The organism is Halorhodospira sp. 9628, assembly GCF_022228075.1.
GTDB classification, from domain to species: domain Bacteria; phylum Pseudomonadota; class Gammaproteobacteria; order Nitrococcales; family Halorhodospiraceae; genus Halorhodospira; species Halorhodospira halophila_A.
Window position 1 is genome coordinate 18032 of record NZ_JAJNRF010000007.1, and the last position, 24646, is coordinate 42677.

At 67.9% G+C, this 24646-nt stretch carries 27 protein-coding genes and 5 tRNA genes; 11 read left to right on the plus strand and 21 right to left on the minus strand.

Going from position 1 to position 24646, the window contains the following annotated elements:
* Positions 1 to 43: 43 nt before the first annotated feature.
* The 4 genes from clpX to LRG10_RS08420 form a co-directional block, all read right to left on the minus strand.
* Positions 44 to 1324, minus strand: coding sequence for an ATP-dependent Clp protease ATP-binding subunit ClpX (gene clpX / locus LRG10_RS08405; RefSeq protein WP_201168783.1), 1281 nt, complete (start codon positions 1322 to 1324; stop codon positions 44 to 46).
* Positions 1325 to 1408: 84 nt separating this feature from the next.
* Complete coding sequence (clpP, locus tag LRG10_RS08410; RefSeq protein WP_201168785.1) at positions 1409 to 2041, minus strand: ATP-dependent Clp endopeptidase proteolytic subunit ClpP; 633 nt, start codon at positions 2039 to 2041, stop codon at positions 1409 to 1411.
* Between the two features lie 25 nt (positions 2042 to 2066).
* Positions 2067 to 3377, minus strand: a complete 1311-nt coding sequence (gene tig / locus LRG10_RS08415; RefSeq protein WP_201168787.1) for a trigger factor — start codon at positions 3375 to 3377, stop codon at positions 2067 to 2069.
* A gap of 85 nt (positions 3378 to 3462) precedes the next feature.
* Positions 3463 to 3552 (minus strand) — tRNA-Leu (locus LRG10_RS08420).
* Between the two features lie 167 nt (positions 3553 to 3719).
* Between LRG10_RS08420 and LRG10_RS08425 the strand changes: the two genes are divergently transcribed.
* Positions 3720 to 4550: a hypothetical protein gene (locus tag LRG10_RS08425; protein WP_201168789.1), complete on the plus strand. Its 831-nt coding sequence runs from the start codon at positions 3720 to 3722 to the stop codon at positions 4548 to 4550.
* Between the two features lie 65 nt (positions 4551 to 4615).
* On the plus strand, positions 4616 to 5095 hold the full coding sequence (fliL, locus tag LRG10_RS08430) for a flagellar basal body-associated protein FliL (protein ID WP_238635133.1): 480 nt from the start codon (positions 4616 to 4618) through the stop codon (positions 5093 to 5095).
* Between the two features lie 53 nt (positions 5096 to 5148).
* Here fliL and LRG10_RS08435 read toward each other — a convergent pair whose 3' ends face one another.
* Positions 5149 to 6519: a sodium:alanine symporter family protein gene (locus LRG10_RS08435; RefSeq protein ID WP_201168794.1), complete on the minus strand. Its 1371-nt coding sequence runs from the start codon at positions 6517 to 6519 to the stop codon at positions 5149 to 5151.
* Between the two features lie 62 nt (positions 6520 to 6581).
* Positions 6582 to 7178, minus strand: coding sequence for an NAD(P)H:quinone oxidoreductase (gene wrbA, locus LRG10_RS08440; protein WP_201168796.1), 597 nt, complete (start codon positions 7176 to 7178; stop codon positions 6582 to 6584).
* A gap of 139 nt (positions 7179 to 7317) precedes the next feature.
* Between wrbA and LRG10_RS08445 the strand changes: the two genes are divergently transcribed.
* Positions 7318 to 10044: a phosphoenolpyruvate carboxylase gene (locus LRG10_RS08445; RefSeq protein WP_238635134.1), complete on the plus strand. Its 2727-nt coding sequence runs from the start codon at positions 7318 to 7320 to the stop codon at positions 10042 to 10044.
* A gap of 141 nt (positions 10045 to 10185) precedes the next feature.
* On the opposite strand, the gene LRG10_RS08450 is transcribed toward LRG10_RS08445, so the two are convergent.
* Positions 10186 to 10563: a PilZ domain-containing protein gene (locus LRG10_RS08450; protein WP_201168798.1), complete on the minus strand. Its 378-nt coding sequence runs from the start codon at positions 10561 to 10563 to the stop codon at positions 10186 to 10188.
* A gap of 37 nt (positions 10564 to 10600) precedes the next feature.
* A complete protein-coding gene (gene folD, locus LRG10_RS08455; protein WP_201168799.1) occupies positions 10601 to 11473 on the minus strand; it encodes a bifunctional methylenetetrahydrofolate dehydrogenase/methenyltetrahydrofolate cyclohydrolase FolD in 873 nt (290 codons plus the stop codon).
* A 156-nt stretch (positions 11474 to 11629) separates the two neighbouring features.
* Here folD and LRG10_RS08460 point away from each other — a divergent pair.
* From LRG10_RS08460 to LRG10_RS08480, 5 genes are all read left to right on the plus strand, one after another.
* A tRNA-Pro gene (locus LRG10_RS08460) sits at positions 11630 to 11706 on the plus strand.
* A 41-nt stretch (positions 11707 to 11747) separates the two neighbouring features.
* Positions 11748 to 11824, plus strand: a tRNA-Arg gene (locus LRG10_RS08465).
* Between the two features lie 37 nt (positions 11825 to 11861).
* Positions 11862 to 11937: transfer RNA gene (locus LRG10_RS08470), tRNA-His, on the plus strand.
* Between the two features lie 96 nt (positions 11938 to 12033).
* Positions 12034 to 12109 (plus strand) — tRNA-Lys (locus tag LRG10_RS08475).
* Between the two features lie 98 nt (positions 12110 to 12207).
* Positions 12208 to 12423 (plus strand): hypothetical protein, encoded by a 216-nt coding sequence (locus LRG10_RS08480; RefSeq protein WP_238635135.1) that lies wholly within the window; start codon positions 12208 to 12210, stop codon positions 12421 to 12423.
* Here LRG10_RS08480 and LRG10_RS08485 read toward each other — a convergent pair.
* From LRG10_RS08485 to LRG10_RS08545, 13 genes are all read right to left on the minus strand, one after another.
* Entirely contained in the window at positions 12420 to 12596 is a 177-nt protein-coding gene (locus LRG10_RS08485) for a hypothetical protein (RefSeq protein WP_238635136.1), read from the minus strand. The two genes, LRG10_RS08480 and LRG10_RS08485, sit on opposite strands and share 4 nt — an antisense overlap.
* 187 nt (positions 12597 to 12783) lie before the next feature.
* Complete coding sequence (locus tag LRG10_RS08490) at positions 12784 to 13755, minus strand: hypothetical protein (RefSeq protein WP_238635137.1); 972 nt, start codon at positions 13753 to 13755, stop codon at positions 12784 to 12786.
* Between the two features lie 127 nt (positions 13756 to 13882).
* Positions 13883 to 14359 carry a hypothetical protein gene (locus LRG10_RS08495; RefSeq protein WP_238635138.1) on the minus strand — a complete coding sequence of 159 codons (477 nt, stop codon included), beginning with the start codon at positions 14357 to 14359 and terminating at the stop codon, positions 13883 to 13885.
* A gap of 9 nt (positions 14360 to 14368) precedes the next feature.
* Complete coding sequence (locus LRG10_RS08500) at positions 14369 to 15850, minus strand: hypothetical protein (protein ID WP_238635139.1); 1482 nt, start codon at positions 15848 to 15850, stop codon at positions 14369 to 14371.
* On the minus strand, positions 15847 to 16194 hold the full coding sequence (locus LRG10_RS08505; protein WP_238635140.1) for a hypothetical protein: 348 nt from the start codon (positions 16192 to 16194) through the stop codon (positions 15847 to 15849). The genes LRG10_RS08500 and LRG10_RS08505 overlap by 4 nt, the downstream gene beginning before the upstream one ends.
* A 390-nt stretch (positions 16195 to 16584) precedes the next feature.
* Positions 16585 to 17673: an AAA family ATPase gene (locus LRG10_RS08510; protein ID WP_238635141.1), complete on the minus strand. Its 1089-nt coding sequence runs from the start codon at positions 17671 to 17673 to the stop codon at positions 16585 to 16587.
* Positions 17666 to 18085, minus strand: a complete 420-nt coding sequence (locus tag LRG10_RS08515; RefSeq protein WP_238635142.1) for a hypothetical protein — start codon at positions 18083 to 18085, stop codon at positions 17666 to 17668. The genes LRG10_RS08510 and LRG10_RS08515 overlap by 8 nt, the downstream gene beginning before the upstream one ends.
* A 97-nt stretch (positions 18086 to 18182) precedes the next feature.
* A complete protein-coding gene (locus LRG10_RS08520) occupies positions 18183 to 18416 on the minus strand; it encodes a hypothetical protein (protein ID WP_238635143.1) in 234 nt (77 codons plus the stop codon).
* Positions 18413 to 18646 (minus strand): hypothetical protein, encoded by a 234-nt coding sequence (locus tag LRG10_RS08525; protein WP_238635144.1) that lies wholly within the window; start codon positions 18644 to 18646, stop codon positions 18413 to 18415. The genes LRG10_RS08520 and LRG10_RS08525 overlap by 4 nt, the downstream gene beginning before the upstream one ends.
* 3 nt (positions 18647 to 18649) lie before the next feature.
* Complete coding sequence (locus tag LRG10_RS08530; RefSeq protein WP_238635145.1) at positions 18650 to 18868, minus strand: helix-turn-helix domain-containing protein; 219 nt, start codon at positions 18866 to 18868, stop codon at positions 18650 to 18652.
* A gap of 76 nt (positions 18869 to 18944) precedes the next feature.
* Complete coding sequence (locus tag LRG10_RS08535) at positions 18945 to 19574, minus strand: hypothetical protein (protein ID WP_238635146.1); 630 nt, start codon at positions 19572 to 19574, stop codon at positions 18945 to 18947.
* Positions 19571 to 20812, minus strand: a complete 1242-nt coding sequence (locus tag LRG10_RS08540) for a site-specific integrase (RefSeq protein WP_238635147.1) — start codon at positions 20810 to 20812, stop codon at positions 19571 to 19573. Before LRG10_RS08540 ends, LRG10_RS08535 begins: the two co-directional genes overlap by 4 nt.
* Positions 20813 to 21504: 692 nt before the next feature.
* Complete coding sequence (locus tag LRG10_RS08545) at positions 21505 to 21882, minus strand: diacylglycerol kinase (RefSeq protein ID WP_238635148.1); 378 nt, start codon at positions 21880 to 21882, stop codon at positions 21505 to 21507.
* A 274-nt stretch (positions 21883 to 22156) separates the two neighbouring features.
* On the opposite strand from LRG10_RS08545, the gene LRG10_RS08550 reads away from it, so the two are divergent.
* The 3 genes from LRG10_RS08550 (at position 22157) to LRG10_RS08560 (ending at position 24646) form a co-directional block, all read left to right on the plus strand.
* Positions 22157 to 23155, plus strand: a complete 999-nt coding sequence (locus tag LRG10_RS08550; protein ID WP_238635149.1) for a zinc-binding dehydrogenase — start codon at positions 22157 to 22159, stop codon at positions 23153 to 23155.
* Positions 23156 to 23180: 25 nt separating this feature from the next.
* Positions 23181 to 24011, plus strand: a complete 831-nt coding sequence (locus LRG10_RS08555) for a DUF429 domain-containing protein (protein ID WP_201168871.1) — start codon at positions 23181 to 23183, stop codon at positions 24009 to 24011.
* 116 nt (positions 24012 to 24127) lie between these two features.
* Positions 24128 to 24646 carry an Hsp20/alpha crystallin family protein gene (locus tag LRG10_RS08560; protein ID WP_201168873.1) on the plus strand — a complete coding sequence of 173 codons (519 nt, stop codon included), beginning with the start codon at positions 24128 to 24130 and terminating at the stop codon, positions 24644 to 24646.

Genomic DNA, 24646 nt, shown 5'->3' on the forward strand with positions numbered 1-24646 from the left:
GGGTGATACGGGCGGGTTTCAAGGTGCGCCGGGTGACGGCGCCCTACTCGTCGGACGCCGCCTTGGAGTGCTCGGGACCCGCGTAGACAATGTACGGGTCGCTGTCGCCGGCGATGACCGACTCGTCGACCACCACCTTGCTGACGTTCTCCATGGACGGGAGCTCGTACATGGTCTCGAGCAGCACCTGCTCGATGATCGTGCGCAGCCCGCGCGCACCGGTCTTGCGCTCCATGGCTTTGTCAGCCACGGCGCGCAGGGCATCGTCGCGCAGGTCGAGCTCGACGCCCTCCATCTCGAAGAGCTTCTGGTACTGCTTGACCAGTGCGTTCTTCGGCTCGCGCAGGATCTGCACCAGGGCCTCCTGGTCGAGCTCGTTGAGGGTCGCGATCACCGGCAGACGGCCGACGAACTCCGGGATCAGGCCGTAGCGGACCAGATCGCTGGGCTCCACCGTCTGCAGCGTCTCGCCCACGCTGGCCCGCTCCCGCTCGCTCTTGATCTCGGCCGAGAAGCCGATCCCGCCCCGCTCGGAGCGCTCCTGGATGACCTTGTCGAGCCCTGCGAAGGCGCCGCCGCAGATGAACAGCATGTTGCTGGTATCGACCTGGACGAACTCCTGCTGCGGGTGCTTGCGCCCGCCCTGGGGCGGCACCGAGGCGGTGGTCCCCTCGATGAGCTTGAGCAGCGCCTGCTGCACCCCCTCACCGGAGACATCCCGGGTGATCGACGGGTTGTCGGCCTTGCGCGAAACCTTGTCGATCTCGTCGATGTAGACGATGCCGTGCTGCGCCTTGTCGACGTCGTAGTCGCATTTTTGCAGCAACTTCTGGATGATGTTCTCGACGTCCTCGCCGACGTAGCCGGCCTCGGTCAGCGTCGTGGCGTCGGCGATGGTGAACGGCACGTTGAGCAGCCGAGCCAGGGTCTCGGCGAGCAGGGTCTTGCCCGAGCCGGTGGGGCCGATGAGCAGGATATTGCTCTTGGTCAGCTCCACGTCGTCTTGGCTGGTCCGGCTCTCGAGGCGCTTGTAGTGGTTGTACACGGCCACCGAGAGCACCTTCTTGGCGTGCTCCTGGCCGATCACGTACTGGTCGAGCTCGCGGTTGATCTCGTGGGGCCGGGGCAGACCGCCCCCCTCCGTCGCCGCGCCTTCCTGGAGTTCCTCGCGGATGATGTCGTTGCAGAGCTCGACACACTCGTCGCAGATGAACACCGATGGCCCGGCGATGAGCTTGCGGACCTCGTGCTGGCTCTTCCCGCAGAAGGAGCAGTACAGCAGCTTGCCGCCGTCCTCGCCCTTGTTCTGAGTTCGATCAGTCATGCCACGGCCTCGGTTTGCGCACTGGAATCATTCGTTATCAACGATGCACCCTTTTCAGCGGGTACGCAACCAGCCCGCGGGTCCTCACTCGGAGGCACCGCGGCTGGTCAGGACCCGGTCGATCAGGCCGTACTCCGCGGCCGCCTCGGCGGTCATGAAGTTGTCCCGATCGGTGTCCTGGCGGATGGTCTCGATGTCCTGCCCGGTGTGGTGGGCCAGGATGGTGTTGAGACGATCCCGCATGTTGAGGATCTCGCGGGCGTGGATGTCGATGTCCGTCGCCTGCCCCTGGAACCCGCCCAGCGGCTGGTGGATCATCATCCGCGAGTTGGGCAGGGCGTGGCGCTTGCCCGAGGCGCCGGCGGCGAGCAGCAGAGCACCCATGCTGGCCGCCTGCCCCACGCAGAGGGTGGCCACGTCCGGCTTGATGAACTGCATGGTGTCGTAGATCGCCAGCCCGGCGGTCACCGATCCGCCCGGCGAGTTGATGTACAGGTGCACGTCCTTGTCCGGGTTCTCGGACTCGAGGAACAGCAGCTGCGCCACCAGCAGGTTGGCCTGGTAGTCCTCCACCGGGCCCACAAGGAAGATGACGCGCTCCTTGAGCAGGCGCGAAAAGATGTCGTAGGCCCGCTCGCCGCGCGCCGACTGCTCGACGACCATCGGCACCAGGCCGGTGTTGAACACGTCGGGGGCGGATTGCTGCGTATCGCTCATGCCGTTGGCCTCCTGGGGCCGCGACTCAGGCCGAAGCCTGGTCGCCGTCCTCGCTGTTCATGAGCTCGTCGAAGCTCATGGGCTTGTCCTCGGTCTGCACCTGCTCGAGCAGCCAGTCGACCACCTGCTCCTCGATCACCGAGGCCTCGAGCCCCTGCATCATCTGCCGGTCCTGAGCGATCTGCTGCAGGGCCTCGCTCGGATCCTGGCCGGAGTTGGCGGCCATCTCGCGCAGCTGGGTCATCATCCGCTCGCGGTCGAGCTGGATCCCCTGGCTGCGCACCAGCTCGTTGACCAGCAAGCCCAGCTTCACGCGGCGGCCCGCCACCTCTTCGTAGGCGGAACGCTCCGACTCGGGCAGCTCGCCTTCGGCGGTGGCGCCGGACTGCTGGCGCAGGGCCTCGATCTCGCCATCGATCAGGCTCTTGGGCAGCTCCAGCTCGTTCTGATCGGCCAGCTGATCGAGCACCTGCCGCTTGAGGCGCTGGCGCACGGCCTGGTCTCGCTCGCGCTCGAGGTTGCCGCGGACGGCGTCGCGCAGCGCCTCCACTCCGCCTTCCTGGATGCCCAGACGGGCCGCGAAGTCGTCGTCGAGCTCGGGTAGCTGCGGCTCTTCCACCCGCTTGACCGTCACCTGGAAGACTGCGGTCTTGCCTGCGATGCTCGGCTCGGCCAGCTCGTCCGGGAACTTGTGCTCAACGGTCAGCTCCTGGCCGGCCTGGGCGCCTTGCAGCGCCTGCTCGAAGGCCTCGGGCAGCTGCCCGGCGCCGAGGATCAGCGGAGCGTCCTCGGCGGAGTTGCCGGTGAACGCCTCGCCGTCGATGGTGCCGTGGAAGTCGATGACCACCCGGTCCTCATCCTGGGCCGCCCGATCCACCTCCTGGTAGTCGGCGTGCTGCTTGCGCAGCCGCTCGAGGACGTTGTCCAGGTCGGCGTCGGTGACCTCGACCTGGGGCCGCTCGACCCGGATCTGGTCGAGGCCCTGAACCTCGATCTCCGGCAGCACGTCGAAGGTGGCCTCGTACTCCAGGTCCTCCCCTTCGCCGGTACGCCTGGGCTCGATGTGCGGGTTGCCGGCCGGGCGCAGCGACTCCTGCTCGAGGGCCTCGGAGTAGGTCTGCTGGACCACCTCGCTGAGCACCTCGCTGCGCACCTGGGCGCCGTACTGCTTGCGAACGACCTTCACCGGCACCTTACCGGGCCGGAAGCCGTCCATCTTGACGCGGCCACTGAGGTCTTTCAGCCGGCGTTCTACCTCTTGCTCCACGCGCTCGGCGGGGACCTGGACCGTCATGCGCCGGCCCAGGCCTTCGGTCGTCTCCACGGAAACTTGCATCGGGAAGTCCTTGGGATCCAAACGTTTGGTGATTGCGGTTTCGCGCTTGCCGCACGGTCCTGGACCGCGCGGCCTACGGACTGCCTGGTGCGAAAGGAGAGACTCGAACTCTCACGGGGCTGCGAACCCCACCGGGACCTAAACCCGGCGCGTCTACCGATTCCGCCACTTTCGCAGACTCTGCGCGGCGTAATGGGGGTAACCCTGACGCCTTTCGCCGCATCAGTATAACAACGGTTGACGCGTTCCCCGCAATGCGCATCCGAGCGCTCGGCTGGCCGGCCGCGGTCCGCTACCATGGGCACCTGCCCATCGTCGGCGCCGCCCGCGCACAGAGGGAAGATGATACTGCTTGCCATCACGGTCCTGGTGCTGCTGCTCGCCCTGCGCGAGGTCACCACAAACCGCATCCACCGCACCCGCGACAATCCCGCGGCCGTTCGGCGCTGGCGGGCGGCGCGCCGCTGGCTGAACCTGGCCCTGCTGATTGCCGCGCTCGCCCTGCTGCCGACGTTCATCGACCAGCCCGGGGTACCGATCATTGCAGAGGCCCATACCCTGCTCAGCTTCGCCTGGCCGCTGATCCTCGGGGCGGCGGCCGTGGCGGCGGCCGTCGCCGTACGCACCGCCCTGCCTGAACTCCAGCGCGAACGCGAACGCCGTGCCGCCCTCGCCCGCCGCAACAGCGACGCCGCCCGAGGGCTCAACCCAGCACGCGTTTCCGCTGAACTGCGCCAGTGGATGGGTGACAACGCCCCTGATTACCGCTACCGATTCGACGTGGAGACCCCGGCCGGTGTGGCTAACATCCTGGTGGAGACCGGCGAAGCCCGCTACGCGCTCTACGTGCTGCCGCCGGAGCACGCCAGCCTCGGCTTCACCCCGGCGCTGCAACGCTGCGCGCGGATCGCCGCCAGCGTGAACGCCCGCGGCGTGCTGTGGATCCCCGGGGACGGCCCGGAGGAACCGCAGCGCAGCCGCGATCACCCGGTGTACGTGGTCTACGGCTCAATGATGCGGATCTTCGAGCTCATCGAGCGCAACGAGACCACGCTGCGTCGGCGCCGCGAGCGCCAGGAACGACTCAAGGACTACGCCGCGGCCAGCGCCGAGCGCGCCGCCGAGGAAGAGCAGCAGCAGGCGCAGCGCCGGCGCGGCAGCCGCGCCCGATGAACCAGCTGACCCTGCCACCCCGGCAGGACCTGCCCGGGGCTGGCTGACCCGCGAAGGAGGTCGACATGCCGAAAGGTCTGATCGCGCTACTCGGCGGCCTGGCCGTCCTGATGCTCGCCACCCTGGGCCTGGTGCTGGCCATGGCCACCGGGGTCTTCACCCCGCCCGGCATGGCCCCGGAGCACCGCGCAGAACCACGGCCGGAGCCGGCCGAGCAGGACCTGGCCGAGGCCCGCTATACCGAACTCGAGCAGGCGCTGACCGTCAACCTCGATGACGACGGGCCGGCGCAGTACCTCGAGGCCGAGGTCGAGATCGCCACCACCAGCGAGGCCGCAGCCGATGGGATCGAGACCCACCAGGCCGCGATCCGCGATGCGCTGATGCTCTTCCTGGCCGATCAGTCCTCCACCGAGCTCGCCGAGCCGGATGCACGCGAGGCGCTGCGCGAGGAGGCGCTGGATCGCGTCAACGCCACGCTCCGCGAGTACGGTGTGGACGAGCCGGCGGCCGGCGTGTACTTCACCCGGTTCTTCATGCAATAAGGGCCCAAGGGCGATTGCCCCCGGGGGCGCCGGCGGCGCCCCCGGCTGGCCCGTCACTCCGTGCGCTGCGGCTCCTCGGAACCACCCCCCGGGGCGAAGTACGAGCGGGTGATGGCGAACACGGTCCCGGAGAGCGCCAGCAGGGCGATCAGGTTGGGGATCGCCATCAAGGCGTTCAGGATGTCGGCAACGATCCAGACCAGCCCCAGCTCGGCGATGGCACCGACGAACAGCAGCACCACCCACAGGTAGCGGTAGGGCGTGATCACCCGGGCCCCGAAGAGGAACGCGGCGCAACGCTCGCCGTAGTAGCTCCAGGCGACGATGGTGGTGAAGGCGAACAGGATCATGCCCACGGTGACGATCCAATTGCCTCCAGGCACGCCCTCGCCGAAGGCCATGGAGGTCAACGACGCGCCGGTCTCGCCGGTGGTCCAGACCCCGGTCAGGACGATGGCCAGCGCGGTGATGGTGCAGACGATGATGGTGTCGATGAAGGTGCCGAGCATGGCCACGGTGCCCTGGCGGACCGGATTGCGGGTGCGCGCCGCGGCATGGGCGATCGGCGCCGACCCCAGACCGGCCTCATTCGAGAAGATGCCGCGGGCGACACCGAAGCGGATCGCCGCCCACACCGCAGCGCCGGCGAAGCCACCCGTGGCCGCCGTACCGGTGAACGCGTCGGTGACGATCTGCCCCAGAGCCGCCGGGACATCGGTGAGATTCCAACCGATGATCAGCAACCCACCGATCACGTAGATCGCCGCCATGGTCGGCACCAAACGCTCGGCGACCCGGGCGATGCGCCGGATTCCGCCGATGATCACCAGAAAGACCAGGGCGGAGAGGATCAGCCCGGTGAGCCAGGGCGGCACCATCAGGTTCGACTCGACCACATCGGCCACCGAATTGGCCTGCACGGTATTGCCGATGCCGAAGGCGGCCACCATGGCGAAGATCGCGAACAGCGTCCCCAGCCAGGCCCACCGGGGCCCCAGGCCGTTCTTGATGTAGTACATCGGACCGCCGACGTAGCGCCCGTGCTCGTCGGTCTCGCGGTACTTCACCGCCAGAACGGCCTCGGCGTACTTGGTGGCCATGCCCACCAGCGCGGTGATCCACATCCAGAACACCGCCCCCGGGCCGCCCAGGGTGATCGCCGTCGCCACACCGGCGATGTTGCCCGTACCGATGGTCGCCGACAGCGCCGTGGTGAGCGCCTGGAAGGGGGTAATCTCGCCCGGCTCGTCGGTGCGCTCCGCGCGGCCGCCCCACATGCGCCGAAAGCCGTAGCCGATCCGCCGGATCGGCATGGCCTTGAGGCCGATGGATAGGTAGAGGCCGGTGCCGAGCAGCAGCACCAGCATCGCCGGCCCCCAGACAAAGTCACTAACCGTCTCGAGCAATGAGGTCACCGCCTCCATGATCCTCTCCCCTGGTGCTCATGCGGCCCACCTCGCCGCACGGTGGCAACAATAAGGCCGGCTCAGCCGTGCAGGCGCTGGGCGATCTCGGCCACATGGCGCCCCTGGTAACGGGCCAGCGCCAGCTCCTGCTCGTTCGGCTGACGGCTGCCGTCTCCGCCGGCAATGGTGGCGGCGCCGTACGGACTGCCGCCCTTGACCACCGAGAGATCGGTCAGCTCCGCTGCCGCGTAGGGCAGACCGACGATGACCATCCCGTGATGGGCCAGGGTGTGCCAGAACGAGGTGATCGTCGTCTCGTTGCCCCCACCGGTGCCCGTCGAGGTGAAGACGCTGCCGACCTTGCCGATCAGCTGACCGTTGAACCACTGCGCGCCGGTCTGGTCCAGAAAGTTGCGCATCTGCCCGGCCATATTGCCGAAACGGGTGGGGGTGCCGAACAGGATGGCGTCGTAGTCGGCGAGTTCCTCCGGACTGGCGACCGGAGCCTCCTGATCGAGCTTGGCGCCGGCCTGGCGGGCAACCTCCTCCGGCATGGTCTCGGGGACGCGCTTGACCGCCACCTCGGCACCGGTACCGCGCGCGCCCTCGGCGACGGCATGGGCGAGCGTCTCGACGTGGCCGTAGGTGGAGTAGTAGAGAACCAGTACCCTGCTCATGGCACCTCCCGATTGTGGCTGAGCGTTGGTTACGACAGAGTGCCTCACACCCCTGGGGAGCATCGCGAATCCGTTGACAACGCGCAAGATCGCGCCGAGTGTCTTCCGGAACAACAGCAGCCGTGCCTGGATCCGTACCATGCAACCACTGGCCGCCCGCTTCTCCGACATCTCTGCCGTCCGCGACGCCGGGGTCGTGGTCCCCGCGCCGCTGCGCGAGGAGATCGCCCTGCTCGACGGCGTCCTGCACGACGTGCTGCAGGAGTGCGAGGGGGAGCGCGTCACCACCCCACTGGCCCGGTTGCGCCAGGCCGCCCACGAACTCCACTGGACCGAACACCCCGACCCGGAGCCGACCCTCGCCGAACTCGACCGCCTGGATCCGACCACGGGCCACAAGGTGGCCCGGGCCCTGACCCTGCACTGCCAGCTGCTCAATCTCGCCGAGGACCGCCAGCGGGTGCGCTCCCTGCGGGCACAGGGGCGGGACGGGCGCATCGTCGGCGATGGTCTTGAAGCCGGCATCCAGGAAGTCACCGAGCTCGAGGGCCGGGACGCCGCCCACGAGCTGATCCGCCGGCTGCGCATCCACCCGGTGCTGACTGCCCACCCCACCGAGGCCCGCCGCCGGGCAGTGGTTGATGCGCTACAGCGCATCTCGCGGGAGCTCGAACGCCTCGACCTGCACGAGGCCGACGACGCCCTCGCCTTCGACGTCCGCCGCAGCCTGGCCGAGGAACTCACCGCGCTGTGGGCCACGGCGCCCTTCCGCCAGGAGCGCCCCACCCCCCTCGACGAGGCGCGACGGATCATGGCGGTCTTCGACCAGACGCTCTTCGACCTGGTGCCGGGCATCTACCACGAGGTGGAGCGCACCCTGGCCCCCCGCAACACCGGGGCCCGCACGCCCCACACCCCGGCCTTCCTGCGCTACGGCTCGTGGGTGGGCGGTGACCGCGACGGCAATCCCAATGTCACCGCGGAGGTGACCCACCGGGCGATGGCCCAGCAGGCGACACAGGTCCTCCAGCGCCTTGAGCAGCGCACCCGCGAGGTGGCCCGCACGTTCACCGCCAGCGACCGCTACGCGCCGCCGGCCCCGGAGCTGCTTCAGGGCCTGGAGCGCGACCGCGCCGATTTCCCGGAACAGGCCGCCGCCCTGGCGCGGACCTCCCCCGATCAGGCCCACCGGCACAAGCTCGTCTACGCCGCCGAGCGCCTGCGCGCCCGCCGCCAGGGCGATCCGGAGCGCGGCTTCGACGGCCCCGCGGAGCTGCTCGCCGAGATCGACCAGGTCCAGCGCTCGCTGGCCGGCGCCGGGATCCCGCGCCTGGCCTACGGCGCCCTCCAGGACCTGCGCTGGCAGGTCGAGACCTTCGGCTTCCACCTCGCCGAGTTGGAGCTTCGCCAGCACGCCAGTGTCCATGCCGCCGCTCTGGAGGAGCTGGCCCCGGGGGTCAGCACCGACGCCGCGGAACTCGACCGCCTGGCGCGCGAGGGCTGGGCAACGGCTCCGGAACCGACCAGCGCGGCCACGCAAGAGGTGCTCGACACCCTGCGCGCCGCCGCCGATCTGCAGGCCGCCTACGGACCCGAGGCGTGCCGGCGCTACATCATCTCGTTCACGCGCACGGCGGCGGACATCGCCGCCGTGCGCGCCCTCGCCCGCCTGGCGGTGCCCGAGGAACAGTGGGCCACCTTCCGTCTCGATATCATCCCGCTGTTCGAAACGCGCCGGGATCTGGAGCACGCCCCGGCAGTCCTCGACGAACTCCTCGAGCTACCCGGCGAACAGCACGCCTTGCAGGCCCGCGGGTACGAGTTGGAGGTCATGGTCGGGTACTCGGACTCGGCCAAGGACGTGGGTGTTCTCGCCGCCAACGCCGTGCTCCATGAACTCCAAGAGCGCCTGGCCAGCTGGGCGCGCGGGCACGGCATCCAACTTACCCTCTTCCACGGCCGCGGCGGCTCCCTGGGCCGTGGCGGCGGTCCGCTGAACCGGGCAATCCGTGGCCAGGCATCCGGCTCGGTGGACGGCCGGCTGAAGGTCACCGAGCAGGGGGAGATGATCTTCACGCGCTACCGGACGGTGGACTCCGGGCGGTGGCACCTGGAGCAGACGATCAACGCCGTGCTGGCCATGTCCACCGGGCATGCCGAAGAGCGCGCCGCGCGGGTCGCGGCCCGCTACCGCGGCGAGCTCCGACGCATGAGCGAGGCGAGCGAGCGCGCCTACCACGAGCTGGTCCACGCCGAGGGGTTCGCCGATTTCTTTACCCGGGTGACGCCCTACGAGGAGATCGGGCAGCTGGAGATCGGCTCGCGGCCGGCCCACCGTAGCGCGGCCCGCGACCTGGAGAGTCTGCGGGCGATCCCGTGGGTCTTCGCCTGGTCACAGAGCCGCATCAACCTGGCCGCCTGGTACGGCGTGGGCACCGGCCTGGCCGCTATCGGCGAAACCGAGGGCGGGCTCGCCCGGCTGCGCGAGATGCGCCGCGACTGGCCCTTCTTCGCCCAGCTACTGGAGAACGTCGAGATGGGCTTGGCCCGGGCGGATCTCACCCTTGGCCGTCAGGCCCTGGAGCTCGGCGGCCACCCGGGGCTGCGCGAACGAATCCTCGACGAGTGGCAACGCACCCGTAACTGGCTCCTGGCGACCATGGGCAAGGAACGCCTGCTCGAGCGCCAGCCGGCCCTGCAGGCGAGCCACGAGCTGCGCCGCACCGACCTGGACGCCCTGTCGCTGCTTCAGCTCTCGGCCCTATCGCGGCTGCGGCAATCCCGGGAACAGGAGCACCCGCGACTGACCGATCTGGTCAAGATGACCATCGCCGGGCTCAGCGCCGGGCTGCAGAGTACAGGCTAGCCAACGGCCGACTACAGCGTGAGCTTCTAGACGGGAAGGACGCACGGGGCGGGCGGGGGTGCTCGGAGCACCCGCCCGGACGCCTACGAGCGCAAGGCGCCGCGGCGATGGCGCGCTGCGGCTGCCGGGACCGTTTCGAAGTCAGGAGACGAGCTGCATCAACTCCCGGTTGACCAGATCGACATCACCCAAGTTGGCCTCAAGCAGGCTGCGCAGATGGACCATGCTGTCCAGGTCGATCCGCTCGCAGCGCAACCCTACCTCCTGCTCATGCCAGTGGGCGGGCTGCACCTCCATGCAGATCCGGTCTTCCTCGCTCAGGGAGAGCTCCAGCGTCCAGCGGCTCTGTGGATCGCAGAGGGCACCCTGAGGAGAACTCCCGTCGCTGAGTCGCACCAAGGCACCGCGCATGGACAGATCCAGGATCTCGACCTCGCGACCGTGACCCCCGGCATCGACCAAGCGGGCGGGAGCATGAAAGCTCACCCGGCTGAAACGGCGCTTCTCGTGCGTGGCCATCCGACTCCCTGTCCCCGTCACTCTGTCCGGAGACAGCTTAGCACGCCGCCGCAGTCAGTTCGTCCCGGTTGCGGGCAGCATCCAGAGTGTTCTCGAGCAGCGTGGCCACGGTCATCGGGCCCACCCCGCCCGGCACCGGCGTGATCCAAGAGGCACGCTCGCTGGCCGCCGCGAAGTCGACGTCGCCGGTGAGCTTGCCGCTATCCAGGCGGTTGATGCCGACGTCGATGACCACGGCGCCCTCGCCGATCCAGTCGCCCTGGACCAACCCCGGCTTGCCCACCGATGCGACCACCAGATCCGCCTGGCGGACACGCTCGGCCACATCGCGGGTGCGACTGTGGCAGACCGTAACCGTGCAGCGGGCATTGAGCAGTTCCAGGGTCATCGGCCGGCCAACGATGTTCGACTGGCCCAGCACCACTGCATTGCGCCCCTCCAGTTCGATCCCGGTGTGGTGGAGCAGCGTCATGACCCCTCGCGGGGTACACGGACGCAGCCCGGGCAGTCGCAGCGCCAGTCGGCCCATATTCTCCGGGTGGAAGCCATCGACATCCTTGATCGGGTCGATCCGCTCGATCACCGTCTGCTCGTCGATATGACCCGGCAGCGGAAGCTGGACCAGGATACCGTCGATCTCCGGGTCGGCATTGAGCCGATCGATCCGCTCAAGCAGCTCACCCTCGCTGACATCGGCCTCGAGGTCATAGGCCCGCGACAGGATGCCGGCCTCCTCGCAGGCTCGCCGCTTGTTGCGGACATACACCGCTGAAGCCGGATTCTGCCCGACGAGGATGACGGCCAGCCCGGGCCGGCGCAGACCATGTTGCACCCGCTCTTCGACAGCCTCTCCAACGAGTGCACGACGCTTGGCCGCGATGGCTTTCCCATCCAGGATCTGTGCAGGCATGAATCCCCCGAAGAACCGCGAATTGAGGCGGATTTTCGCACGCCGCGGGGGCGCCGGCAACGGCCAGCAACGAATGGGGAATTGACGACGACAGGCGGGGTCGCTATGATTTCGCACCTAGACCGCGGCGGTCAGCGCGGATCTGCGGTGACCCTACGGGGTGTAGCGCAGTCTGGTAGCGCACCTGCTTTGGGAGCAGGGAGTCGGGGGTTCAAATCCCTCCACCCCGACCACCTGGTCAACCAGGCGGTCGTGGCACGAACTGCCGAGCACTGCGCCCGTAGCTCAATCGGATAGAGCATCGGCCTTCTAAGCCGACGGTTGCAGGTTCGAACCCTGCCGGGCGCGCCAAACGCGCAGCGCAGGCAGGGTACAACGATTTACGGTGGTGGGCGTAGCTCAGCTGGTAGAGCCCCGGATTGTGGCTCCGGTGGTCGTGGGTTCGAGTCCCATCGCTCACCCCATCCAACACGATCAGGCCCGGTGCGCCGGGCCTTTTTCGTTTGCCGAGACAACTTGCCTGACCGGCAACGGCTTGGCACAATAAGTCCCTCTCAAACGGGCCGCTAGCTCAATTGGTAGAGCAGCTGACTCTTAATCAGTAGGTTCAAGGTTCGAGTCCTTGGCGGCCCACCAGAAAAAACAAGCAGTTACGGCAACATCCCCGGTCACTGCTTTCCCCTCGGTCACAGCATTGTCACAGCGGCGGCGCCCGATCACAGGAGGGTGTCGCCATGACCGACCAGACCGCGATCCACAGCTACGCGGCAGCTATCCGCCGCCGACTCGCCAAGGTGCAGCCGGACTACCACGGCATCGCTCAGGAGCTCCACGGGGCGCAGTGCATGGCGCTGGCTCTCGGGGATGGGGGAGCAGCCGCCATCATCAGTGACCTTCACGCCGAGGTCACAGCAGCATGGCGGGCGGATGAGCAGCGGGGAGCGGCCTAGGCCCTCGACAGGATGGCGAGCGGTACGCGCTCCCGCTTGCCGCTCCACAGGTCTTCGACCAGGGCGGTATCCGTGCCCCGATGGATGACGGTGCAGACACGCCCTTTGCAGTGGACGTGGGTGCCCGGGCGGGCTTGCTCGCGGGTCAGTCCCGGGGGGAAGAATCCGTGCATAGTCGTACCCGATGAGCGGAGGGGTGCCCGCCGCGGCCCTGGAGGGAGCCCGCGGGCTCTGCGAGGTTCCTTTGTGGCGCGGTGACTCTCACAGTGAAACCGCGTGCCCGGTGAACGGGGCCACCTTATGCCCAGCCTCGACGGCTGGTTCCTGCCGAGGGCGGGGGATTGGACCCCGCCCCGGGCCTTAGAGCTGATGCCGGTAGAAGACCAGCGGCACCGCCTTGCGCTCCACCGGACGGGTCCAGTTGTCCTTGTCCTTGAGCTCGCCGATGGTCGGCGACTCGCCGGAAACACTGTCTTCCGTCCAGGAGAATCCGGCGGGGTGGATCGCGACGTTCAGGCGGCTGTGTAGCACCTGCTGTCCGCCGCCGTTGCCGGCGCTCGGGATGGATTCCACCTCGGTCCCGTCGGCGGTACGCGGCGCGGCGACTGCATACCCCACGGCGCCCGCCCCAAATAGGACGGTGGTGTAATCGTCGCCATCCTTCGGCATCGAATCGTCCTGGATGACCGCCAAGCCCCGGAAGGTCGGAAGGGACAGGCTCCCCTCGCTGTCGGGGATGAAGTCGATCAGGTCCGATTTGAGCGCGCGGCGGTAGGTATCGCTGTGCATCGCGACGGCCACGAGGTCATCCATCCGGTCCCCGAGGGTTCCGGCTGCGTCGATCACCCCGGCGGCGCTGAAAGCGTCGGTGGTCGACAGGACCATATCGCCGGCATCGTCCTCGAGGTTCTGCGCAAGAATCCCCGACAGGCTCGCGATCAGGCGTTTTTGAATCTGCCGATCCCAATACGCCTGTACGCGCTGCTGAATCCGGGCCATCGGATCATCGCCGCTGATCTCGCTGGCGAGGTTCATGGTCGACCAGGAGCCGTGCAGGAACGCCTTACGGATGACCTGCCGGAAACTGCCGAGGCCGCGGGGGCTGCTGTGCTGATCCGGGTCATCGCTTGCGATGTTCGCCTCATCGTCGGACAGATCCAGCCAGCCGGGGACGGTGAAGCTGTGGGCACCTGCCCGGAGCTGGTCGGCGATGACGCTATTCCCGGCGGCGATGCCGGATTGAACCAGGGCGGTGCGCTGCATCACGTTCTGAGTGATGTAGTCGGTGAACCGCTCCGGCTCGATGATGTGTTCTAGGCGTACAGTGGCCATCGAATCACCCCTATCTGTTGAGGGTCAGTGATTCTCGGCAGCCACGGGCTTGCAGAGATTTGCGCCACTGGCGCGGAAGGCGTCCGGAGGGGGTGCCCACAGGGCGAATCCGAACCCCTCCAGTATATCACCGGATTCCGAACCTCCGGACGGGCTCCGGCCTTTTCCCGGGCTCCCGGGGGGCGCTCGGCACCCTTGATCCCTTCGCACCCGATCCCCTGGACTGCTTAATCATCGCTTCCGGGATCATCCCCTGATTCACGAGGTACAGGAGCCCGTCGCGGTCCAGCTTTACCGGCTGGTCATCGTCGGTGGTGATCGCCTGCCCGTCCTGACTGAGCAGCACCTCGCCGTCCCCGACGGTGAAGCGCTCCTCGAGCTCCCGCAGGAGGGGGCGGGCCATGCCGTCCGCTGCGATCTGCTCAATGAGCTGCATCCGGGGGGCCTCGACGGTCACGCGGTGCAGCTCCTGTCGCGCTTCGTCGCGCTCACGCTCCAGGGCCTTGACGCGCTCGGCGAGCTCATCGGCCTTGGCCTTCGCCGCTTTCTTCTCGTCCAGCAGCTCTCGATTCTTCGCCCGCAGGCGCTCCAGCTCATCGGTCATCGCATCACCTCATATCATGCCTTCGATGGGGACCGCCCCGACGGTGCGGCCCTGGGCCTTCGGGGCGCACGCGACCAACCCCGCAACAGCGTTGGCGCGGTCATCGTGACCGCCCGGGGGGTGGTCTACCGTGTCGCGTCCGGCGCGGCTGGTACGCCGCTCCAGGCTCTGGAGCTGGGTCAGCAGCCGGTCATCCGGGGGGAGCTCCACCCGTCCGCTGTTGAGCGCCGGCAACAGGTCCAGGTACAGCTCGCTTTTGCTTTTCGGAGCGGGGTCGCAGCGGATGCCGTGCAAGCCGAACTCGTCGGAGGGCCAGCTCCCGGCGTAGCGGTCGGCGGTGATGCTCCGGACCCCGTAGCGCTTCAGGAGCTCGGCGAACTCGCGAACAATCTCGGCTGGCCTGCCCCGGCGGGCCTCCACCACGTCGACGATCACGCGGGACGGGCCTCGAGGGCGGCGCCAGTGGGTCGCCTCGCCGTACAGGGTCGCGACGTTCACCGGCTCGAGGGGGCCTTCCGTGCCGCTGCTCTCGATGTGGCCGATGGCGATAGTGAACTCATCCCGGCCACCCCCGGCGGGGTCCGCGTAGGCGAAGTACCGACGGGCGAGCGGCGGGAGCTCCAGGGGGTCCGGACGGGTCGCGCGCTGGATCACCTCGCGCTGTGCGAAGCTCTCGACGTCGCTGCGGAACTGCGCCAGGTACTCGGCGCGGGCGGCGTCGGGGTCGCGCTCCAGAGCTTCGTCGACCACCCGCTGCGGTAGCTCGGGGTTCAGGGTGCGGGAGGGGGCCTGAGCGACCAGGACGGGGCCGTCCTGCCCGTAATGCCGCTCATAGGTACGCCAGAGCTCCCCGCGGCGTGCATAGGGGCTGCTGAGCGCGATCAGCTTACCCCCGAGGGTGGCCAGACCAGGGCGGACGGCGGCGATGATCTCGTGATCCGGGTTCGCACTGTCATCGCTGCGCCAAAAAGCGAGCTCATCGCAGATGACGGCGGCGAAGCTGTACCCGCGGGCGGTGCGGTATGACGCGGTGCCGACCTCCAGTAGCGTCCGGTTGCTGAGCTCGATGGCCTCCGGGGACTGGCGGACCACCATGCGCTCGAGCATGGGATTGGACTCGATCAGCCCGCCGATGTAGCGCATCACCACCCGCGCCTGCTGTCGGTCGGCGGCCATCACCCGGACGGTTGCGACCTCGCCCGGGGCGAGCTTGTCGCGGTGATCCCGGAAAGCGGCCTCGTAGACGGCCAGGAGGGCGGCACACTGCGACTTCCCGCCTCGACGGCCCACGGCTAGCCAGAGTTCATCCGCGGGGCTCTCCGGGGCGCTGCGGCCCCCTGTGAGGTCTTCCCAATGCTCGCGCTCTGCATCGTCGAGGGGGAGCCCGTAGAAGCCGGCCAGGAGGGCGCGCCAAGCGGTCCAGCTCTCGCCGCCGTACTGATCCCCGAATAGGGCGGGGTCGGTCATCGCCTCGCGTATCGTGGCGGTCACGATGCCCCCCGCTGGCGTAGGTAGGTCTGGAGGTCGAGGGCGTCACGGCTGCGGCGGTCCAGCCCCACGGTCTTCAGCAGCCCCACCAGGGCGTTGATCGACTGCGTGAGCCGGCCTTGCTCCACGTCCTCACCCCGCGCAAGGGCGAGCTCCTGCGTTTCGATCAGCGCTTCCAGCCACACGATCCGCTTGCACAGGGACCGCTCCTGATAGCTCAACGAATCCTCGCCGCCAAGGTCGGCATACAGTTCGCCGAGCCGATCCCGAACGGCCCGCGCGATCCGGGTTCGCCCGTCCAGCTTGCTCAACCAATCCTCGGAGAATTGCGCGGGAATCTCGCTCATCGTCGGCCTCGACTGTGACCATACTGTGACCGTATCGCGGTCTATCTGCTAAGTATCTCAGTTATAACAATGCGTTGCAACGGTATGCAAACTGATATGCGGTCAGCCATCAGCCCGCGGCGCCCTTTGCGTCGAGCCCTCGCCGGGGTCTTCGACGCCGAGAGCGCCCCGGTAGGGGTTCTGCCGGTGCGGTGTTCAATGCCGCCCCCACCCTGCGGGACACCCTCGGGGACATACTCAGGGACAAACCTAGGGACACTTCGGACGCTCAGGGACAGTCAGGACAGCCGAGAAAGGGACGCTCAGGGACACACCCCTTAGGGGTGTCCCTAGTGTCCCTAACTCGTGCCCCGGTCCCTGGCGCTGTCCCTGCGCAGGAAGGCAGGGGGATCATAGGTCTACTCCTCCGCCACGGTCTGCCGCTTGGTCAGGGCTTGGAATCCACACCCCGCGGCCGATCCCCCTCGTGACGAGCCCCTGTTTCTTGAGCCGGTCGATGCACCGATTCATCGCCTTGCGTGATGCTTCCTCGCTGCTGGTGGCGATCAATCCGGCGTCCTGGCACTGCTGCCGCCACTCATTCACCAGCGGCGTGCCGTTGCTGTGGAGCTTGCGCAGGATCTCGAGCGCGTCGAGGTCGGCTTGTCGGGCCTCCTGGGTCTTCGGCGGGACGTAATCCACCCGCCGAGGGACCGCACTGGTCACGGGCTCGCCCTCATCGTCCTCGAGGTCCAGCTCCACGCCGTCGAGCTTGAACCCCAGCGGCGGAGGCGGCTCCGCGTCCTTCAGCCGCTGCGCGACCATGTTCAAGCGCCGCTCGTCCGCCCGCTCCACGCGCCACTCGGCGTCAATCGCCCCCACGAGCGCCGTCGCCCCTCGTCCGCGGGTCTTATCCCCGTGCCCAGGGTGGTGGACCAGGAGAATGGCACTGCCGCCGCAGACCGTCCGCAGGCGGTCGAGCCCGGCGATGAAGGCCCCCATGTCGCGGTTGCTGTTCTCGTCGAGCCCGGAGCCGATGCAGCGGGCCACCGTGTCGATCACGACGAGCGAGGGGGTGATGTTGAGCTCCCGAACCTCCTCGATGATCGCCTCCAGGTCTGCCGGGTTGCCGACCCCCACCGCACACCGCGACAGGTAGATGGGTTGCTCGGCGAGCGGTAGCTGTCGGGCGATCTCCCAAGCGCGGCGGCGCCGTGCCAGCCCCGCGTGACCCTCGCCAGCGATGTAGAGCACCGGACCTTGCTCGACGCGGTGGCCATGCCAGTCCAGCCCCGACGCGATGCTGGCGGCGAGGTCCACCGCGACGAACGATTTGCCGATCTTCGGTTCACCGAACAGCAACGTGAGGGTGTCCGCCTCCAGGATGCCGCGCACCACCCATTGAGGCCTGCGCACCTCGACGCTCCCGAACGGGACCAGGATGCGTGATGGTGTGGCGAGCTCGGCAGCCCGCTGTTCAATGCTGCTCACTTCAGACATTCGCCCCCGCCTCCCTCGCTGCTGTACGCACCCGCTGCCCGGCGGTGGCCAGGCGGTCGAGGTCTGCCCCCTGGAGCCGTTCGCCCCGCTGGACCGCCTCGGCGGCCACCACGATGACGGTGAGCTCCTGAGCGGCGGCCCGGAGTAGCTGGCGGGGGTCATGCCGCTGTCCCCGCCGCCTGGGCGCCGCTTCCCGCTCATCAGGCGGGAACAGGTCTCGGGGCTCCAGGCCGGCGGCCCGGATCACGTCCAGGGCCCCGAACCCCGCATTGCAGAACAGGAGCACCCGCCCCTCCTCGGCTTCGGTGATGGCGAGGGAGGGGTGGCGGTCCTCGTGCGCGGGGCAGCATGCGTACCAGCGCCGCGGCCCGGCCTGCCTCACCTTCTCCAGCCGCTCCAGGAGACGATGCACAGGCGGCTCGGCGGTGCTATGCTTCTTTGTGCTGCTCTTCCTCGGTGCTCTTGCCCCGTTGCCGGCCCCCACCGGCTCGGGGCGCTCACTTCCCCGGCTATGCATCCGCACCCCCTCGGCCTTCCGGCCACCGCAGCGCCCGATAACCGACCTTGAACCGTCGCCCGTGCTCGCTCTCGAGCTCGACCAGCGGCCCGTGGCGGTCAACTACCCCGTACGCCTTGTTGGGGTTGCTCACCAGGCAGACCGTGGCGCCCGGCACCAGGTGGGCGGGGGCGATCACCTCGGGGTCCGCGTACAGCTGCTTGGCGTTCTCGATCTCGTTTGTCATTGCTCGCCCTCCCGGTGCTGGACGATCTGCCCCGCCGCAATCAGCCGCTCTGCATCGCACAGCAGGACGTGGGCGGCGAGCAGCGCTCCGTGTTCCTCGTTGGTCATCGGCTGCCGGTCGACGCCCTCGTGCGCCTCCGCAATCGTCGCCAGGATGCTCCGGGCGGCGCTTGCTCGGCTCAGGGCGTCGGCGTAAAGGTCGGAGCTTGCCGAAGTGGTATCGGTCGTCATGGATCACCCCTCCTCCCGCAGTAGCTCGGTCTCGCGCGGCGGAACCACGCGCTTGGAATCCAACCAGGCGTCGAGGTCGGATTGGCGATAGAAGACCTTGCCCTTCAGCCGCAGGTACGGGGGGCCCTCGCCTTGCTGGCGCATGCGAATGAAGTGGCGCTCGGAATAGCCGCAGTAGGGCGCGGCGTTGGCGGTTGTCAGCTTGGGATCGTTGGTGTGCATCGTCTGGCCTCACTCGTCATATGGCGAGGCCAGAATGCCGGGGGCGGGAATGCTAGGACATCGAGCAACTGGGCAGTCACTTGCCCAGTAACGCGAGGTATCTATCGAAAACCGCGTTGACGTGGTCCCGCATCGAAATATCGCTGTCAGACTGGTCGTCCGGGTTCAATCGAAGAATAGCCGCGCGGTGTACCGCTTCCGTGAATCTTATGGCCTGGGCCTTGGTCCCCGATAGATTGTGAGACAGGAACCCGTGAACCGAAATTTCGGCTACACACCTTCTGTGCACCTCCCTCCTTCTGCCGCCCGCGTTACGATCATCTGTCTTCATGGAGCAACGGGCTGCGACGTCCTCTATCCGCTTTAGCTGCTCGGTGAGGTAGCGCAAATCTTCCACGCCAGCAGGCTCCAGGTCGGGAGGCAGCGGCGTGCACCACCGCAGCCCGTTTTCCCACAGATCGCCTACCGCGCTGGGGTGTCCATCTTCCAGTAGCTCGCGCAAATTGCGGGCCGCGGTAGCGACCTTTTGCTGGTGGCGGTCCCGCTCCTTTCTTCCAATCCTTCGCTCACGATCGCTCAGCCACTGTGTCGACTCACCAATCACGCGCCGAATAAGGCCCTGCACCTCGATGTCTGCCGGGTCCGCCCTCAGAGCGAGCGCGCACTCCTCCAGCTCGTGCGGGGAAAGCTCTGGGTGTTTGCTCATCCCCGCACCCCCGCCAGCGGCACCACGTTGTCCTCGCGCTCGGCTACTATGTTCAGCAGCCGGCGTTCCCATGCCTCCATCGCCGCGAGCTTCTCGTCTGCGTAGCGGTGCTGGTCATAGACCCCGACGATGCCTTGGCGGACATGCCCCACCACCGCCTCGGCCACGCGCTCCTCGACGCCGCAGGCTGACAGGCCCGTGCGCATCGTCCGGCGCAGGTCATGAGGGCGCCAGTGACCGCCGTCCGGCTTCTCCCGGTTGCCGAGGGCATCGGCGCAGCGGCGTACCGCGCTAGGCAGTGACGCTGCATCGCACCGCCCCCCGCGGACGGTGAAGACCAGCTCGCTCCGGGCCCTTGGCGCCCGCGCCCGCGCCCGTTCAATGATCTCGAGTGCGGTTTCAGTGAGCGGCACCGCGTGGGTGTCTTCGGTCTTCCCCCGCCGATCCTTGGGGATGGTCCACCAGTGCCCGTCGATCTCGCTCCAGCGCATCCCGCAGACCTCGCCGGGGCGCTGCCCGGTGGCGAGGATGAACCGCAGGATGAGCAGGCTCATGGCGTGCATCCCCCTCGGGGGCGCCTCCAGGCCCCAGAGCGCCCGGATCTCATCGTGGTCCAGCACCCGGGCCCGCTTCGTCGAGGTCAGCCCCTTCCCGATCTTCGACGGCTTGAGGGTCGCCACAGGGTTCGCGTCGATCAGCTCGCGGTCCTCGGCGTACCCGAACATACCCTTGACGTACTGGAGCACGATGCCCGCCTGCCTTGGGTGAGTGTCGGCGATCCGCTCCACGAGCTCGATCACGTCGCGACGGCGGACCTCGGCGAGTTTCTTCCGGCCCAGGGCGGGGACGATATGGCGGCGGAAGGCTGAACGAACATCGGAGGCGCTGCGCAGCTTGTCGGTCTTGCGCTCCATGAATTGCTCGGCGATCTCGGCAACGGTCGGCTCGGCGCGCTCCTCCCGGCGCTGCTCCAGTAGGTCGGTGCCGCCGTCGATCTCGCGCCGGTACTCCTGTGCCTGTTTGCGAGCAGCGGCGAGGGTCCACGTCCCGCGCTCGCCGATGGACATGAGCCGATCCTTGCCGGCCTGTTGATACCGCAGGATGAATACCGTCTTCCCGCTCGGCATGACTCGCACGCCGAATCCGCGGGGGGCGTCCCGGTGGTCATCGAAGACCAGACGCCGGCCCTTCGCAGGCGGCTCCAGGGCGTCGAGGGTCTTCTCATTGAGGGCAGGCATGGCGGGGTCACCTCTGCTGTGATGGTCACTGTTGTGTCACAGCATAGGTGGTGCTACGGTGACAGTCAATGTCAGTAGGCGTCAGCGCTGAAAGGCCTTCATTCAAGCATTTTGGAGGGGGTGCCGACGTGTGACAGTGTTTTGCCGAGGGGTCTGTGGGCGACTCTTAATCAGTAGGTTCAAGGTTCGAGTCCTTGGCGGCCCACCATCTTCGCTACCGTTGGCAACCCTACGTATGCCAAGGTAGATACCGAGCCAGGGGCGAGCCCGCTTGACTCCCCGTTGGCGGGCTCCGAAGAGCCGGTGGTGCCACACCGGCTCTTCTCCCACTTCCTTGTGACCCCTGGGCAAACAACACTTGATAGTGCTCGAACCGCGGTAGGGGTTCGACCTGCTATCCCGCTCAAATCGCCTAAACACACCTCCCCGCTTCACTTGCTGCAGCACACCCCCGATGCGCCGCAGCCATATTCGCTTCCCATCACCGCATGACTACGCGTTCCAGTCACTCCCCAAGCGTCTCTTACTAATTCCGCCGTTACCCCCTCCTCTCCTGCCCGACTCCCCGCGGGTCCGGGCAAGACCATCTACCAAACCGTGCCGCAGCGCTCCGCCTCTAGCCGCTATCCGGCTTAGGAGGCGTTGATCAGTGGAGGTACGGCCTGCTGATCCATGCTGCCCGCCTCGGCGAGTCAACCTAGCAACACCAGCAGCCAAAGAACCACGGCATTGACGATCGCCATGAACACCGCTGCCGATCCTAGATCCTTGGCGCGCTCGGCCAGCGAATCCCAGTGCTCGCCGGCGCGGTCGACAGCGGCTTCGATACCGGAGTTAAGCAGTTCCGCCACCAGGATCAGCAGAAGACTGCCGACCAGGATCGCGCGCTCGGCACCGTCCGCCCCTAGCATCAGGGCCAGCAGGCCGAGGGGCGGAATCACGACCATCTCCTCCCGGAACGCAGGCTCCTGACGCCAGGCGGCCTGCAAACCCCGCCAGGAGTTACGCAGGGCGCGCGCCATGCGCGGCAACCCGTGACGGCGGGATCGGCTCTGCTCGTCGCGCGGCATCACTCAGGCACTCGTAGTTGGGAGAGTGTCCCAACATGATTCCGCAAAGGAACCGCCCACGGCAAAAAGCCCTAGATCCGGCACGCTTGGATCAGACGCCTTCACCCATCCTGAACACGCACGGCTTCATCGGCCCGTCCAGCCATGAGCATCATCGGGTGGGATTGGCCCCACCACCCCGCCATCCGGCATCATGACCGGAGCCGGTGGCGGCGGTATGCGCACGCACCGGCACCGACCGAGCACTCACAGGTTCAGGGAGCGGATCGGACCCATGCACTGCATCCAGATGACCGCTGTTGGCGACCCGGACGTTCTGCAGCCCGCCCAGGTGCCGACCCCGGAGCCGGGCCCCGGGCAGGTGCGCGTGCGCCTGGCCGCCGCCGGCATCAACCCGGTCGACGCCAAGGTGCGGGCCAACGGCCTCTTCAACCCCGATGCACAACCACCGGCGATCCTCGGCTGCGACGGCGCCGGGACCATCGACGCGGTAGGCCCCGGCGTGGAACAGCTCGCCCCCGGTCAGCGGGTGCTGTTCATGAACGGCGGGATCGGCCTGGAGCCGGGCAATTACGCGGAGTACGCGGTACTCGACGCACGCTTCGTCACCCCCACCCCCGACGCCGTCGATGACGTCCACGCCGCAGCCATGCCGCTGGTCGCGCTCACCGCCTGGGAGGCCTTATTCGACCGGGTCGCTCTGCAGAAGGGCGAGCGCGTGCTGATCCACGCCGGCGCCGGCGGCGTAGGCCATGTGGCCATCCAACTCGCCCGGCAGGCGGGCGCCCGGGTCATCACCACCGTCAGCGATCCGGCCAAGGCGGAGATCGTCCGCGAACTGGGCGCCGAGGCGGTGATCCATTACCGGGATGACGACTTCGTCGACGCAGTGGAACACTGGACCGCCGGCGAGGGCGTGGACGTAGTGCTCGACACCGTAGGCGGCGAGGTCTGCACCCGGTCGCTCCACGCCCTCGCCACCTACGGCCGGCTCGTCACCATCCTCGCCCTGCCCGAGGACCTGGACCTGCACCATGCGCGCGTGCACAACCTCACGCTGGTCCAGGAGCTGATGCTCAGCCCCATGGTTCTGGGCCGGGACGATCTGCGCATCCACCAGACCGGGATCCTGGCCGAGTGCGCCCAGCGCATGGCGGCGGGGTCACTGCAGGTGCGTGTTCAGGAGACGTTCCCAATGGCCGAGGCAGCCGCGGCTCATCGGCGGCTCGAGGCCGGCGGCCTGACCGGCAAGCTGGTGCTGACGCTGCCCTGATGCTCCGCAGGAGGACCACCGTCCGATGAGGCACGACCAGCCAGCGCAGCGGCCCCTGACCGTCCTCGGCGTGGACTGCGCCGTCCAGTCCAAGCAAGTGGGGCTGGCCCTCGGGCACTGGGATGGCCGCGGGCTTCGAGTCGAGCGGGTTGCGCTGGGTTCCGCCTCGCGCAGTGCGGCTCAGATCGCACTGGAGTGGCTCGCCGACCACACCCACGCGCCGCTGCTCGCCCTCGATGCGCCCCTCGGGTGGCCGCAGCCACTCGGTCAGCAGCTGGCGCAGCACCGGGCTGGCGACGCGCTGGGCGCCGACGCCAGCGAACTCTTCAATCGGGTGACGGACCGCTTCGTCCACCGGCAAATCGGCAAGAAACCCCTGGATGTCGGTGCCGACCGCATCGCGCGGACCGCCCACGCCGCCCTGGCGTTCGTCGACAAACTCAGATGCGAGCGCGGCTGGACCCTGCCAATGCGCTGGAGCCCCGGCGAGCTGCAGCAAGGCGACGCCGCTGCCGGCGGCCTCATCGAGGTCTACCCCGCCGCCACCCTGCAGGCCCACGCTATACCCGCCAAAGGCTACAAGGGTCGTGATACCGAGGGCAAAACGGCCCGTGAACGCATCGCCTGCGCCATGGCTCAGATGCTGGGTGGGTCGTTCGAGATCCCGGAACTGGCCACCCGCTCCGACGGCCTGGATGCCGTGCTCTGCCTGCTCGCAGCTCGGGACTTCCTCCTCGGCGAGGCGATGCCCCCGGCCGAGATCGACGAATCCCTCAATCGGGAAGGGTGGATCTGGGTGCGCACGCCGCCCCCTGGGAACGACCGACGTACGTCTGCGCCGCCCACCACCCCTTGAAAGGTCGTGCCGAACGACCTATATCGCGGGGTGGGCGAGGAGCGATCGAACGAAAGTGACAGCCAAGGCAAGCAGGTTCGGGCAAACGGGTCGTCGGAACAAAAGGAGGTGAGACTATGGTGGCACGTCGCAACCTCTTCCCGGTGGCCAACTCGGATCTGCACAACCGCGCCGCGAACCGGGATCTGGCGGCACGCGACCCCTTCACGGCGCTGCAGTCTGAGATGATGCGTTTCTTCGACGACCTGCGCCGCGGGGTCGAGGATCCGCTCGCCCAGATCGGCCCGGACATGACAGCGCCGCGGATCGACGTCCAGGAAGACAGCAGCAACCTGTACGTCGTCGCGGAGCTGCCCGGCATGACGGAGAACGACGTCGAGCTGACGTACAACGATGGCGTCCTCCGCATTGCCGGCGAGAAGCGGGTCGAGCACACGGACTCGGGCGAGTCAGACCGGCAGGTCCACGTCACGGAGCGTTCCTACGGGCGTTTTGAGCGGCAGATCCCGCTGAGTCGCGCCATCAACGAGGAACAGATCAACGCCTCGTTCCGGGATGGCGTGCTGACGATCACACTGCCCAAGGCCGAGGAGGGTCAGCAGGGTCGCCGCATCGAGGTCCAGAGGGCCGCCTAG